This is a genomic window from uncultured Marivita sp. (assembly GCF_947488135.1).
Classification (GTDB): Bacteria; Pseudomonadota; Alphaproteobacteria; order Rhodobacterales; family Rhodobacteraceae; genus Marivita.
The window spans coordinates 324,483-337,787 of the sequence record NZ_CANKYW010000003.1; the positions used below are offsets into that span (position 1 = coordinate 324,483).

Sequence of the window (13,305 nt, forward strand, 5' to 3'; positions counted from 1 at the left end):
AGTACCTCGGGGTGAGGCGCGCAGCGCCGAGGGGCAGCGCCCCTGACACGGATTTTGCAAAATCCGTCCACCGCCCATGATCAGCGACTGGCTGATTTCCATCGAAGGCACGGAGGCCGGAGCGCAACTCGCCCTTTGGCTGGCGTTGCTGGCGGCCGTGTTGCACGCGGCGTTCGGTGCGCTTCAAAAGGGGCGTCATGATCCGTGGATGTCACGCGGGGCGATCGACGCCAGCTACGGGCTGATGGCCGCGCCCTTCGCGCTTTTCGTCGTGCCCTGGCCAGAACCGCATATGTGGCCCATCTTCGCGGGCGCGTTCATTATTCACCTCGGTTACAAACTGCTTCAGGCGCAGGCCTACACAAAAGGGGCCTTCACCGTCGTCTACCCCGTGGTGCGCGGCACCGGACCGCTTTTTGCGGTGATTGGCGCCTACCTGATTTTCGGCGAAGTCTTCTTGCCGATGCAATGGCTGGGGCTCGCGGTGCTGCTTGCCGGGATCTTCGGTCTCGCGGTCTACAACCTGATCTTCTTAGAGGCCGAGCGCGACACCTTGCCGACTGCCCTGGCGCTTGCGATCGCGACGGGTCTTTTCGTGGCGCTCTATACCACCTACGACGCCTTCGGCATCCGCGCCACGGCGGACCCGTTCACGTTCCTTGCGTGGTTTTTCATGATCGACGGCATCTCCATGCCGATCATCGCCACGTTGCGCTATCGGTCCATGGCGCACAAACCGGCGCTCGGACCGCTGGCTGTCAGAGGTGTGATCGGCGGGCTGGTGGCTTTTCTGAGTTTCGGCTCCATTATGGTCGCAACGCGCCTTGACCAGGTGGGCGAAGCGGCGGTGCTGCGCGAAACATCGACCGTCTTTGCCGCGATCATCGGGTGGGTGTTCTTGAAAGAGACCGTGGGGCCGCGCAGGATTGCGCTCATGGCCCTGATCGCGCTAGGGGCTGTCATCGTGGAATTCGGAGGCTGAGCAGTGGCACAACGAAATATCCCCCAATGGGTGAAATCGACATTGGAGCTGGGCCCGGTGATCGGGTTTTTCGTCGCCTATCTCTGGCTCAAGGAAGAAGTGTTTACCTTCGCCGGGACCGATTACGACGGCTTCATCGTCGTCACCGCGCTGTTCATTCCGGTCATTCTGGCGTCGATGGGTGTGCTCTGGTGGCTCACCGGGCATATCAGCCGGATGCAGATCGTCACCGCCGTCTTGGTCGTGGTCTTCGGTGGGCTGACGGTCTGGCTCAACGACGACCGTTTCATCAAGATGAAGCCAACGATGGTGTACCTCCTCTTGGGCGGCATCCTCGCCGTTGGTCTGCTGCGGGGGCAAAGCTATCTTCGGGTGGTCATGGGCGAACTGCTCCCGATGGAGCAGGAGGGATGGATGATCCTAACCAAACGCATGACCGCGTTTTTCTTCCTGCTGGCGGCGTCGAACGAAATCGTCTGGCGCACCCAAAGCACTGAATTCTGGGTCTATTTCGAAACCTTCGTGCTGACCGGGGCGACCTTCGTTTTTTTCATCGCCCAAGCAGGCGTGATCCAGAAATACAGCACGGCCGAGGAAGATTAAGTCCCCACCGACCGGACAACGCAGCCTCAAGTCTGCGTAAACGCCGCGTTCACGCGGCGTCCGCCTAACCCCGACGATCCATCTTTGTCGACAGGTGGATAAAACTCTCGGAGCTTTGCACGCCTTTCGCCTCGGCGATATCGTCAAGCGCGCGGTCGAGATCCTGCGTCGTTTTCGCGCTGATCTCCACCACCAGATCGACGCGCCCCGACACCGTGAACACGGCATCCACGCTGGGCAAGGCCCGCAACCGCGACAGGACCGCGGGGCCGGTGCGCGGCGCAATCGACACCAGTACCGTCGCCCGAATGGGCGCGGCCAACGCGTCCCCTGTCCGTAAGGTGAAGCCTGCAATCGCCCCGCGTTCCAGCAACCGGTCGATCCGCGTTTGCACTGTCGTGCGCGCCAGCCCCAGTTTCCGGGCCAATTCCGCCACCGGCGCACGGGCGTTTCGCTTGAGAAGGGCGATCAATTCCGCGTCGGTATCGTCGATTTGTATGGTCATGTCGTCAGTTTGGCAGAAAATGAGTCTGTTTTGCAAGAAGTGCCGATGCGATCTGACAGGGAATGCCTGCACACTTTTGTAAAACAACACGGCTCAATGAACGAGGCCAAGATGAGCGCAGGCGAAGACGATATCAAACATGCCCGGTTCGATCAGGCGCGGGCCGCCGATGTGATCCGAAACATCCGCCCTGATGATCCTCTGGCGCTTTTCAGGCCGGATACACTAGCGCGGACAGCGCAGACCTTTCGGCGCGGCTTTCCCGGCCATGTCAGCTATGCGGTCAAGGCCAATCCGGCACCAGAGATTCTGAAAGAGCTGGCCTCTGTCGGGGTGACGACCTTCGATGTCGCATCGGTGGCCGAAATGCGGGCAGCGCGGCTGGCCGATCCTGCGGCGCGGCTGCATTATCACAACCCGATCCGGTCCTTGTCCGAAATCGCCGAGGCCAAGTCCCTTGGCATTGCCTCTTGGTCCGTTGACCGACTTTCGGAGCTCAACAAGCTGGGCCCAGTGCCCGCCGGGACCGAGATCGCCGTGCGCCTGTCGTTGAAGCGCGGTGGCGGGGCCTATGATTTCGGCTCGAAATTCGGCGCAAGCCCGAATGAGGCGACAGAGCTTCTTCGAACCGTCGCCAAGCGTGGCCTTACGCCCGCGATGACCTTTCATCCGGGCACCCAATGCACCGATCCGTCGAGCTGGGCCGACTACATCGCCGCCTGCGCCGGGATCGCGCAAGCCGCAGGGGTGCGCCTTGCCTCGCTGAATGTCGGCGGCGGGTTTCCGGCATCGGGCGATCTTGTTCCCAGCCAGTTGCACGTGATCTTCGCGGCCATCGAAAGGGCGGTTGCCACACATTTCCCGGCTGATCCGCCCCACATCTGGTGCGAACCGGGGCGCGCGATGGTGGCTGACTCGGTCTGGTTGCTCTTGCGGGTCAAGGCGCGGAGCGGTCAGACGCTCTATCTCAACGATGGGCTCTACGGTGCCTTGGGCGAATGGCGCGACATGCCGGTGCCGGAGCGTCAGGTCGCACTGACACCGACCGGTCAGCCGGTCACCGGGTCGGATGTGGCCTTCACTATTTTCGGCCCCACCTGCGACAGTCTCGACCGGGTGCCGGGCGTTTGGGATTTGCCGGAGGACACCAATGAGGGTGACTACATCCTGCTCACCGGTGCCGGGGCCTACAGCCTTGCGCTCGTGACCGGCTTCAACGGCTACGGCACGCGGGACTTTGCGACCTTGCAGTCTTTCCGCGATCGGGCTGGACAGCACCCGCATGGAGGCTAGTGTCCCGCAGGCAAGATGAAGTGTCTGATGCGAGGGCAGCATGGAAAAATTCGGCAAGTCGCAACCGGTGAAACGCGTAGAGGACGTGCGTTTTCTCAAAGGCACCGGGCGGTATGTCGATGACATTGCACCCCCCGACGCGCTGCGGGGCTACGTCTTCCGGTCCTCCGTGGCTTATGCCAAGATCGACACGCTGGACGTGTCAGAGGCCCGGACGGCGACCGGTGTGCATCTTGTCCTGACCGCCGCGGATTTAAAAGACGCGGGCTATACGCAAGGTCTTTGGGGCACGATCGTGCCCAACCGTGACGGCACGAAAGGCGCGTCGCCCTTCCGACCCATTCTGGCGTCGGACACCGTGCGTCATGTCGGCGAGCCGGTGGCCTTCATCGTCGCCGACAGCGTCGATGCGGCACGTGACGCGGCCGAACTGATCGTCTTCGACTATACCGACAAGCCAGTTCATCTGGGCCTCACCACCGGAGGCGCGCAGATCCACTCGGAAGCGCCTGAAAACCGCGCCTTCGACTGGGGTATGGGCGACGAAGCGGCCGCCGAGGCGGCGTTCAAAGCGGCGCATCGCACGGTGACGCTCGATGTCGAGGACAACCGTATCATCGTCAACGCGATGGAGCCGCGCGGGTGCTACGCCGAACCTGAAGGCGACCGGCTGCATTTCTCGGTCAACGCGCAAGGCGTCTGGGAGCACAAGAAACAAATGGCCCGCGTCCTGAACATGGACGAGGACGACATCCGCGTGACCAACCCGGATGTTGGCGGCGGGTTTGGGATGAAGGCCATGCCGCACCCGGAGAACTTCCTGACCGCAATCGCGTGCCGGATACTGGGCAAACCGGTGCGCTGGATGTCGGACCGCACCGAGGCGATGCTGTCGGACAATGCGGGACGCGATCTGCGCCACACTGCCGAACTGGCTTTCGACGAAAACAACCGCGTGACGGCCTACCGGGTGAAGACGGTTGCCAATATGGGCGCCTATAATTCGCACTTTGCCCAGGCGATCCAGACCAGCCTTTTCGCAAAGGTGCTGATGGGGGTCTACGACGTTCAGACGTCCTGGCTGCATGTCGAAGGGGTCTATACCAACACCACCCCCGTCGATGCCTATCGCGGGGCAGGGCGGCCCGAGGCGATCTATCTTCTGGAACGCGTGATGGACCGCGCGGCCAGAGAACTGGGTGTCGATCCGTGGGAGCTGCGGCGGATCAACTTCATCAAACCGCACCAGTTTCCGTACAAGACGACGACCGGAGAGACCTACGACGTCGGTGATTTCGACCGCGTGCTGACCCGAGCGGCGCAGTTCGCCGATCGCGATGGCTTCGACGCCCGCCGCGTCGCGTCCGAGGCCAAGGGCAAACTGCGTGGCATCGGGCTTTGTTATTACATCGAAAGTATCCTTGGCGCACCGGTCGAGGACGTGAAGGTGACGTTTGACGACGATGGCGGTGCGTCGATCTACGTAGGCACACAGTCGAACGGGCAGGGGCACGAGACCGTGTTCACCCAGTTCCTGTCGGACCAAACCGGTATTCCGGCAGACAGGATTCGCTTTGTGCAGGGCGACAGCGATCTCATCGCGCGGGGCGGAGGCACCGGCGGATCGCGGTCCGTCACGATCCAGAACACCGCAACGCTGGCAGCCGTGGACAAGATCATCACCGCCTTCACGGCCTTTCTGGCCGAACAGCAGGGCGTGGACGAAAACGACATCAGCTTTGATGACGAGCAGTTCCGCGTCGGCACCTCGAACGTCACACCCACCATGCTCGAAGTCGCCGACATGGCGCGGGCGGCGGGCCGGGACGATCTGCTGACCTTCGATGCGACAGCCACGCTCGACGCGCGCAGCTTTCCCAACGGGGCGCATGTGGCCGAGGTGGAGGTCGACCCGGACACGGGCCATGTGACCGTGGAGCGCTATACGGTGGTCGATGATTTCGGCAACCTCATCAATCCGATGCTGGCCGAAGGTCAGGTACATGGCGGAGTGGCGCAGGGCCTGGGTCAGGCGCTGACCGAGCGGGTGGTCTATGACGAGGATGGGCAACTCCTCACGGCAACGTTCATGGACTACGCGATGCCGCGTGCCGATGATGTTCCCATGATTGGTTTTACCACCGAGGCCACACCCTCCACCACGAACCCGATGGGAATGAAAGGGTGTGGCGAGGCCGGCACGGTGGGGGCGTTGGCCGCCGTGGCGAATGCCGTGCAGGACGCGATGTGGTCGCGGGGTGTGCGCCAGGCGGACATGCCGTTCACGCCTCAACGGGTCTGGGGCATGTTGCAGGATGCGCGCGTCGCGGCTGAGTGACACGATCCTCGGCTGGTTCCGCGCAAAATTCGCGAGGGGCCAGTCGCAGGTCTCCGTGCGGCGTGGTCGCCGGGACCACGTCATCATTCTGGACGGCACGCTGTCTTCGCTTGAACCCGGGCACGAGACCAATGCCGGGCAACTCTACCGGCTGTTGCAGAGCGTCGGGGGCGACCTGTCGCTCTATTACGAATCCGGCCTGCAATGGAGCGATTGGCGCAGCGCCTCGGACATCATGGTCGGGCGCGGCATCAATCGGCAAATCTGCCGGGCCTACGGGTTCCTGGCCTCGCGGTACAAACCGGGCGATCGGATTTTTCTCTTTGGCTATTCCCGCGGCGCCTATGCCGTGCGGTCGCTGGCGGGGGTGATTGACGAGATCGGGTTGCTGCGCGCGGAACACGCGACCGAACGCAACATCCGGCAGGCCTATCGGCTCTATCGCTATGCCAAGGCCAATGGCACCGCCCGCCGTTTCGCGGCGCTCTATTGCCATGACGCGCCGAAAATCGATCTCGTCGGCGTCTGGGACACGGTCAAGGCGCTTGGGTTACGTCTGCCGATCATTTGGCGCTTCACCAATGACAAACACGACTTCCACAACGATCAGCTCGGCCCGTCGATCCAGCACGGATTTCACGCGCTGGCCTATCACGAGCGCCGGATGGCCTACGAACCGGTCCTCTGGTCCTGTCCGCCCGGATGGTCCGGCCATGTTGAGCAGATGTGGTTCCGGGGCGTTCACGGCGACATCGGCGGTCAGTTGCGCGGCCACGAGGAGGCGCGGCCCTTGGCGAATATCCCGTTGGTCTGGATGCTGGAACGCGCCGAAGGCGTGGGCCTACCGCTGCCAGACGGCTGGCGAACCCGTTTTCCGCAGGATCCACACGCTCCGTCCTCCGGCAATTGGAAAGGGTGGGGGAAACTTTTTCTCTATCGCCGACATCGGCAGGTCGGAAATGATCCGTCCGAGAAAATCCACGAAACGTTGCATGTCACACAACCGCAGGCAGTATCGGAGCCTCTTGTCCCGTGAATGCTGACGAATCTGTGACCGGGATGGCGGGAAACTCCCTTTAATTGCCGGAATTCGCCCCTATCTCTTTCTCAGGAGCGCAGGAATGGAACACCTGCAGCACCTTCACTGTCCCTCGTTCCAACACTGGCGCCCAAGGTATCCTTGGGCGCTTTTTCTTTTTCTATGGACGGGCTAGGACTGGCGTATGAGCTATTCCGATGATTTCCTGTGCACCATCCTGAAACGGACCAAGACCGTGGCCGTTGTCGGCGTGTCGATGAACCCTGTGCGCCCGTCGTATTACGTGGCGCGCTATCTGTCGCTGAAAGGGTTTACGGTGATCCCGGTCAATCCAGGCCACGCTGGCAAGACGCTGTTCGGGGCCGAGGTCAAGGCGTCGCTCTCGAACATCGAGGGCGGAGTGGACATGGTGGACATCTTCCGCAGGTCCGACGCCGTGCCGCCCATCGTCGATGAAGCACTTGAGCATTTCCCGGAGTTGCAGACCATCTGGATGCAGATCGGCGTCGAACATCCGGAAGCGGCCGCCAGGGCCGAGGCGCGGGGTGTGGACGTGGTGATGAATCGCTGCCCCAAGATCGAATACCAGCGTCTGTTCGGCGAGTTGCGCATGGGTGGGTTCAACACCGGGATCATCTCGTCCAAGCTCTGACGCCGGGCCGGCGATGCGTCGACGCATCGCGTGTTTCCGTTGACGGAAACACTGGGGCTCTGCCCCAGACTCCGAGGTGTTTGAGGCCCAAAGAAGCCGTTAGCGATTGGCTTTTTCCTGCAACCCGGATTGCCCTTGGCGGCGGTCCAGTTCGGCCATCACGTCTGCCAGCGTGACATCGCGCGATCTGAGCATCACGAGCAGGTGAAAGAGCACGTCGGCGGCTTCAGAGGCCAGGCAGTCACGGTCGCCCTTGACCGCTTCGATCACCGCCTCGATGGCCTCTTCCCCGAATTTTTCGGCGCATTTTTCGGGGCCTTTGGCCAGCAGCTTGGCAGTCCAGCTTTCGTCGGCGGACGCGCCTGCGCGCGTGGCGATGATCTGTTCGAGCTCTTCCAGCGTCATGTCAGCCTCACCGGGATACCGGCCTGTGCCATATGCGCCTTGGCCTCGCCAATTGTGTATTCGCCGAAATGAAAGATCGACGCGGCCAGCACCGCACTGGCGCCGCCTTCGGTGACGCCTTCGACAAGGTGGTCCAAAGTGCCGACCCCGCCCGAGGCGATGACCGGCACATTCACCGCGTTCGATATCGCGCGGGTGAGCGGCAGGTTGAACCCGGCCTTGGTGCCGTCCCGGTCCATCGACGTCAGCAGGATCTCCCCGGCGCCCTTGGCGACGACGGTTCGGGCGAACTCTACCGCGTCGATGCCGGTCGGCTTGCGCCCGCCATGGGTGAAAATCTCCCACCGGCCCGGCTCCACCGTTTTGGCGTCGATGGCGACCACGATGCACTGGCTGCCGAACTGGTCCGCCGCTTCGGCCACCACGTCCGGGTTGGCGACCGCCGCCGAATTGAACGACACCTTGTCCGCTCCGGCCAGCAGCAGTGCCCGCACATCCGCAACGGTGCGCACGCCGCCGCCGACGGTCAGCGGAATGAAGCACTGCTCGGCCGTGCGTGTGACCACGTCGAACATCGTGCCGCGGTTCTCATGCGTCGCGTGAATGTCGAGAAAACAGATCTCGTCTGCCCCCGCTGCGTCATAGGCGCGGGCGGCGTCCACCGGATCACCGGCATCGCGCAGATCGACGAAATTGACGCCTTTGACCACGCGGCCATCGGCGACATCGAGACAAGGAATGATGCGGATCTTCAACATGAACAGCGGCGTACCCCGAAGAACACCGCTTGTGAAGCCTGCGTGATGCGCATTATGCCTGTCGGGTCCACGAAAGAGGAGGGTCCCATGTCAGACAGTTTCGCACGCTATCCCAGCCTATCCGGCAAAACGGTCTTCATCACCGGGGGTGCGTCCGGCATCGGCGCCGAAATCGTCAAGGCCTTCGCGGCACAGGGCGCCAGGGTGGGGTTCGTCGATCTGGACGCCGAGGGCGCACAGGCTCTGACAGACGCGACCGAGGGAAGGGTCGCCTGGGAACAGGCCGATCTGCGCGATATCGCGGCCTTGCAGGAGGCCTTTGCCAAGCTGAAGGCGGCGCTTGGCCCCGCCGCGATCCTCGTCAACAACGCCGCCCGTGACGACCGTCACGACTGGCGCGAGGTGACGCCGGAATACTGGGACGAACGTCAGGCCACCAACCTGCGCCATATGTTCTTCGCGATCCAGGCCGTCGCGCCCGACATGATCGACGCGGGCGGCGGGTCGATCATCAACATGGGCTCCAACAGCTGGTGGGAAGCGGGCGGCAACATGCCGGCCTACACCACGGCCAAGGCGGCAGTGCATGGCTTGACGCGCACCATGGCGCGAGATCTTGGGGGACACCGCATTCGCGTCAACACGGTTGTCCCCGGCTGGGTCATGACCGAGCGGCAGAAAGAGCTCTGGGCCAACCCCGAGGCGCTCGAAAAGCATCGCGATCGGCAGTGCCTGCCTGACCTGATCGACCCTGTCTACCTTGCCCGGATGGTGCTGTTCCTGGCCTCTGACGACGCGGCGATGTGTACGGCCAATAACTACATGGTCGAGGCCGGCTCGATCTGAGCGCCCCTCTGCCGCTCACGTCATCGTGCATATCAATTGAGCCCGCTCTGGCGGAGGGTTCGCGCATCACAACGAGGGGTTATCTATGAAACATATGATCTTTGCTGCCGGTCTTGCATTGGCCGCCACGACGGCAAGTGCTGGCGAAAACGGCCTGATGCTCAAGGAGAGCCCGCAGGGTGTGACCGAAACCGTCGATGCCATGGTCACCGCGATGGAAGCCGCCGGGATCACCATCTTCGCGCGAGTCGATCACGGGGCAGGAGCCGAGTCCATCGGTGAAGACATCGGCGCGTCTCAGCTTTTGATCTTCGGCAATCCCAAGGTTGGCACCCCCGCGATCAAGGACGATCCGGTGGCAGGGCTGTATCTGCCACTCAAGGTTCTGGTTTACGAAGACGATATGGGCGGAACGAAAATCGTCTACGAAGACCCGGCAGCCATGCTCGGTGATCTGGGCGGTGTATCAGAGGACGCGGCCTATCTTCAGACGATGGCCGGTGCGCTCAAGAACTTCACGGACACCGCGTCGCAGTAGACTTGTGCCGACGCGGGCTGCCCCTTGCGGGGCGGTCCGCTCCATCCGAAGGCGCAGGCCTACGCCGCCTTCAGCGCGGCAAGAGCCTCTTTCAGAACGAGCGCCCCATCATACAGCGCCCGGCCCGAAATCGCGCCGTTGAGGCCCGCACCGCAATCGCGCAACGCGATCAGGTCGTCCAGCGACGAAACCCCGCCCGACGCGATCACCGGGATCGACACGGCACGTGCCAGATCGGCGGTGGCCTCCACGTTCGGGCCCTGCATCGCGCCGTCGCGGTTGATGTCGGTGTAGATGATCGCTGCCACGCCCGCATCTTCGAACGACCGGGCAAGGTCTGTCACCATCACGTCCGTCTCTTCAGCCCAGCCCTTGGTCGCCACCCGCCCGTTGCGGGCGTCGATCCCGACAGCCACATGACCGGGAAACGCCTTCGCTGCCTCGCGCACGAGGTCGGGGTTCTCGACAGCCACCGTCCCAAGGATCACCCGCTGCAAACCCTTGTCCAACCAGCGTTCGATGGTCGCCATGTCGCGAATTCCGCCACCCAGCTGTGCGGGCACCTTGCAGCGCGACAGGATCGCCTCGACCGCAGCGGCGTTCACCGGTTCACCCGCGAAGGCTCCGTTCAGATCGACGAGGTGCAGCCATTCGCACCCAGCCTCGACGAACTCCATTGCCTGCGCTGCCGGATCATCGTTGAACACGGTTGATTTCTCCATGTCGCCCCGCAAAAGGCGCACGGCCTGTCCGTCTTTGAGGTCGATGGCGGGGTAGAGGATCATGGTGCTGTCTCCGGTCAGATTGCCCGCGCGCTTTGGCATGACGGAACGGCACATGCAACGCGACCTTGCGTCAATCTTGATCGGAGGCGGCACCTGCGGTCAGGATTTCGCTACCACTCAGAGGGAGGAGACCCGAGATGAAACTGACAGCACTGATCGCCGGATTGACCCTGGCCGCAGGCGCCGCCTTTGCCGACCCGGTCGAGGGCACATGGCAGACCCAGCCGGACGAAGGCAATTACGCACATATCCGCATGGTGCCCTGCGGCGACATGATCTGCGGCGTCATCGCGCGCAGCTTCAACGCGTCAGGCGAGTTCAATTCGCCCAACACCGGCAAAACGCTGGTCATCAACATGGTGCCGCAAGGTGATGGAAAGTACGAGGGCAAGGTCTGGAGACCGTCCAACGACAAGATCTACATGGGCAAGATGCAGCATCGCGGCGACACGCTCGATCTGTCGGGCTGTGTGGCCGGTGGATTGCTGTGCTCCAAGCAGACTTGGACCCGAGTGAAATAAGGCTTGCATCGCAGAGGCTTTGCCTCTGCGATCCGCTGGGGGGTTCACCCCCCAGACCCCCGAAGGTATTTGGAAAACAGAGAAGATGGGGAGTCAGGGCGCCCATCGCAGGAAGTTGGCGATCATGCGCAGGCCCGTGGCGGCGCTTTTTTCCGGGTGGAACTGGAAGCCCACCCTGTTGTCCCGCGCGACGATCGCGGTGACGTCGCCGCCATAGTCCACATGCGCGACACGCTGTGACGGGGTGTCGACGCGCATCTGGTAGCTGTGCACGAAGTAGGCGTGTTCACCGGTTGTCACGCCGTCCAGCACCGGATGCGGCGTGTCGATCACCAGATCGTTCCATCCCATATGCGGCACCTTCAGCGCCGTGTCGGGTGTGATCCGCTCCACCACCCCGTCGATCCAGCCCAGACCCTCGGTCGGTTGGTACTCCAGCCCTTCGCGCGCCATCAACTGCATGCCGACACAGATGCCCAGGAACGGCCGCGCCTTCACCTCGACCGCCTCCACCATCGCGGCAAAGGCACCCGATGCCCGAAGTGCAGCGGCGCAGGCCGGGAAAGCGCCGTCGCCGGGCAGCACGATGCGATCGGCCCCGGCGATGACCTCGGGGTCCGACGTGACCACGACCGATCCAGCGCCCACCTCGAGCGCCATGCGCTGGAACGCCTTTTCGGCAGAGTGCAGGTTGCCGCTTTCGTAATCGATGATCGCTGTCAGCACTTACAAGGCACCCTTGGTCGACGGGATCGCGTCCGACTTGCGCGGATCGACTTCCAGCGCATCGCGCAACCCGCGCGCCACCGCCTTGAAGGCGGCCTCGGCGATGTGGTGGCTGTTGATCCCGTGCAGGCAATCGACATGCAGGGTGATCCCGCCATGGGTGCTGAATGCCTGAAAGAACTCGCGCACCAGCTCGGTATCGAAGGTGCCGATCTTGGTCGTCGGCAGAGCGACGTTCCACACAAGGAAGGGCCGGGCCGACAGGTCCAGTGCCGCACGCACCAAGGCGTCATCCATCGGCAACAGGCAGGCGCCATAGCGCACGATCCCGCGCTTGTCGCCCATCGCCTGTGTCAACGCCTGACCCAAAGTGATGCCCACATCCTCGACCGTGTGGTGATCGTCGATATGCAGATCACCCTCGCACCGGATTTTCATGTCGATCAGCGAATGGCGCGCAAGCTGGTCCAGCATGTGATCGAAGAACCCGACACCGGTCTGGTTGTCGTATTGCCCGGTGCCGTCCAACCCTATTTCGACGGTAATCTTGGTCTCGGCGGTATTCCGGGTCACTGTGGCGTTGCGCATGTCGCCTCTCCTTTGGCACTCTCGCGGCCTTATAGGCACGTGCGCCGCTCGCGCCAAGCCGTGATCACCGGGTTGACAGGTGCTCCGTCCGTGCGATGGAACGTTGTCACAAATGGACACAGGGACATGATCACACGATCCTTTAACGCAGGGCTGGTCTACGGGCTGAGCGTCTTCGCCCTCGGTTTTGGTCTGGGCGTCCTGCGCACACTTCTGTTGCATCCGCTTTTCGGAGAGGTCTGGGCCGTCGCGCTCGAGATTCCGGTGATGCTCGCCGCGTCGTGGATCATTTGCGCGACACTCGTTCACCGCCTGTTAGTGCCCTCGCAATGGTCCGACCGCCTGACCATGGGCGGTGTCGCACTGGCCTGCGTGCTGGTGGGCGAAGCGTTGGTTTCCGTGGGACTGTTCGAGCGCACGCTGGCCGAATACCTGGCTCTTTACGGCACCCCCAGATCGGCATTGGGACTGCTGGCGCAAATCGCCTTCGCGCTGATGCCGGTGGCGCAACTGCGCCGCGACAGGAAAGGAGACTGAGAGGAGGAGGACCGATGGAGCGGGCGAGGCGATTCGAACGCCCGACCCTAACCTTGGCAAGGTTATGCTCTACCCCTGAGCTACGCCCGCGCTGCCATCGATGTGACCGGATTGGAGCGGGCGAGGCGATTCGAACGCCCGACCCTAACCTTGGCAAGGTTATGCTCTACCCCTGAGCTACGCCCGCGC

Annotated in this window: 16 protein-coding genes and 2 tRNA genes; 10 read left to right on the top strand and 8 right to left on the bottom strand. The window is 62.8% G+C overall.

The genetic code is table 11. The features are described 5' to 3' along the window. Positions 1-79 precede the first annotated feature (79 nt). Together Q1B16_RS12525 and Q1B16_RS12530 are read left to right on the top strand one after the other, a co-directional pair. Positions 80-982 carry an EamA family transporter gene (locus Q1B16_RS12525; protein WP_299788989.1) on the top strand — a complete coding sequence of 301 codons (903 nt, stop codon included), beginning with the start codon at positions 80-82 and terminating at the stop codon, positions 980-982. Between the two features lie 3 nt (positions 983-985). Then, positions 986-1,585, top strand: coding sequence for an inner membrane-spanning protein YciB (locus Q1B16_RS12530; RefSeq protein ID WP_299788912.1), 600 nt, complete (start codon positions 986-988; stop codon positions 1,583-1,585). Between the two features lie 64 nt (positions 1,586-1,649). Here the strand turns inward: Q1B16_RS12530 and Q1B16_RS12535 are convergent, their stop codons facing one another. Further along, a complete protein-coding gene (locus Q1B16_RS12535) occupies positions 1,650-2,084 on the bottom strand; it encodes an Lrp/AsnC family transcriptional regulator (RefSeq protein WP_299788992.1) in 435 nt (144 codons plus the stop codon). A gap of 117 nt (positions 2,085-2,201) precedes the next feature. Here Q1B16_RS12535 and Q1B16_RS12540 point away from each other — a divergent pair, with 117 nt between their 5' ends. From Q1B16_RS12540 to Q1B16_RS12555, 4 genes are all read left to right on the top strand, one after another. Further along, positions 2,202-3,383 carry a type III PLP-dependent enzyme gene (locus Q1B16_RS12540; protein WP_299788915.1) on the top strand — a complete coding sequence of 394 codons (1,182 nt, stop codon included), beginning with the start codon at positions 2,202-2,204 and terminating at the stop codon, positions 3,381-3,383. Positions 3,384-3,423: 40 nt separating this feature from the next. Beyond that, positions 3,424-5,721, top strand: a complete 2,298-nt coding sequence (locus tag Q1B16_RS12545; protein ID WP_299788918.1) for a xanthine dehydrogenase family protein molybdopterin-binding subunit — start codon at positions 3,424-3,426, stop codon at positions 5,719-5,721. Beyond that, complete coding sequence (locus Q1B16_RS12550) at positions 5,699-6,757, top strand: DUF2235 domain-containing protein (RefSeq protein WP_299788921.1); 1,059 nt, start codon at positions 5,699-5,701, stop codon at positions 6,755-6,757. Before Q1B16_RS12545 ends, Q1B16_RS12550 begins: the two co-directional genes overlap by 23 nt. Positions 6,758-6,944: 187 nt before the next feature. Next, positions 6,945-7,412: a CoA-binding protein gene (locus Q1B16_RS12555; RefSeq protein ID WP_299788924.1), complete on the top strand. Its 468-nt coding sequence runs from the start codon at positions 6,945-6,947 to the stop codon at positions 7,410-7,412. Positions 7,413-7,511: 99 nt separating this feature from the next. Here Q1B16_RS12555 and Q1B16_RS12560 read toward each other — a convergent pair whose 3' ends face one another. Both Q1B16_RS12560 and hisF read right to left on the bottom strand, forming a co-directional pair. Further along, positions 7,512-7,817 carry a phosphoribosyl-ATP diphosphatase gene (locus tag Q1B16_RS12560; protein WP_299788927.1) on the bottom strand — a complete coding sequence of 102 codons (306 nt, stop codon included), beginning with the start codon at positions 7,815-7,817 and terminating at the stop codon, positions 7,512-7,514. Further along, positions 7,814-8,575 (bottom strand): imidazole glycerol phosphate synthase subunit HisF, encoded by a 762-nt coding sequence (gene hisF, locus Q1B16_RS12565; protein WP_299788930.1) that lies wholly within the window; start codon positions 8,573-8,575, stop codon positions 7,814-7,816. The genes Q1B16_RS12560 and hisF overlap by 4 nt, the downstream gene beginning before the upstream one ends. Before the next feature lie 87 nt (positions 8,576-8,662). Between hisF and Q1B16_RS12570 the strand changes: the two genes are divergently transcribed. Both Q1B16_RS12570 and Q1B16_RS12575 read left to right on the top strand, forming a co-directional pair. After that, positions 8,663-9,421 (top strand): SDR family oxidoreductase, encoded by a 759-nt coding sequence (locus Q1B16_RS12570; protein ID WP_299788933.1) that lies wholly within the window; start codon positions 8,663-8,665, stop codon positions 9,419-9,421. An 85-nt stretch (positions 9,422-9,506) separates the two neighbouring features. Beyond that, positions 9,507-9,959 (top strand): DUF302 domain-containing protein, encoded by a 453-nt coding sequence (locus Q1B16_RS12575; RefSeq protein ID WP_299788936.1) that lies wholly within the window; start codon positions 9,507-9,509, stop codon positions 9,957-9,959. A gap of 59 nt (positions 9,960-10,018) precedes the next feature. Here Q1B16_RS12575 and hisA read toward each other — a convergent pair whose 3' ends face one another. Next, positions 10,019-10,744, bottom strand: a complete 726-nt coding sequence (gene hisA, locus Q1B16_RS12580) for a 1-(5-phosphoribosyl)-5-[(5-phosphoribosylamino)methylideneamino]imidazole-4-carboxamide isomerase (protein WP_299788995.1) — start codon at positions 10,742-10,744, stop codon at positions 10,019-10,021. A 137-nt stretch (positions 10,745-10,881) separates the two neighbouring features. On the opposite strand from hisA, the gene Q1B16_RS12585 reads away from it, so the two are divergent. Further along, positions 10,882-11,265: a DUF2147 domain-containing protein gene (locus Q1B16_RS12585; RefSeq protein WP_299788939.1), complete on the top strand. Its 384-nt coding sequence runs from the start codon at positions 10,882-10,884 to the stop codon at positions 11,263-11,265. A gap of 93 nt (positions 11,266-11,358) precedes the next feature. Here the strand turns inward: Q1B16_RS12585 and hisH are convergent, their stop codons facing one another. Next, complete coding sequence (hisH, locus tag Q1B16_RS12590; protein WP_299788942.1) at positions 11,359-11,991, bottom strand: imidazole glycerol phosphate synthase subunit HisH; 633 nt, start codon at positions 11,989-11,991, stop codon at positions 11,359-11,361. Beyond that, a complete protein-coding gene (gene hisB, locus Q1B16_RS12595) occupies positions 11,992-12,579 on the bottom strand; it encodes an imidazoleglycerol-phosphate dehydratase HisB (RefSeq protein WP_299788944.1) in 588 nt (195 codons plus the stop codon). A 126-nt stretch (positions 12,580-12,705) separates the two neighbouring features. On the opposite strand from hisB, the gene Q1B16_RS12600 reads away from it, so the two are divergent. Further along, positions 12,706-13,116 carry a hypothetical protein gene (locus Q1B16_RS12600; RefSeq protein WP_299788947.1) on the top strand — a complete coding sequence of 137 codons (411 nt, stop codon included), beginning with the start codon at positions 12,706-12,708 and terminating at the stop codon, positions 13,114-13,116. A 15-nt stretch (positions 13,117-13,131) separates the two neighbouring features. Here Q1B16_RS12600 and Q1B16_RS12605 read toward each other — a convergent pair. Together Q1B16_RS12605 and Q1B16_RS12610 are read right to left on the bottom strand one after the other, a co-directional pair. Then, positions 13,132-13,206 (bottom strand) — tRNA-Gly (locus tag Q1B16_RS12605). A gap of 22 nt (positions 13,207-13,228) precedes the next feature. Then, positions 13,229-13,303: transfer RNA gene (locus Q1B16_RS12610), tRNA-Gly, on the bottom strand. Positions 13,304-13,305: the final 2 nt, after the last annotated feature.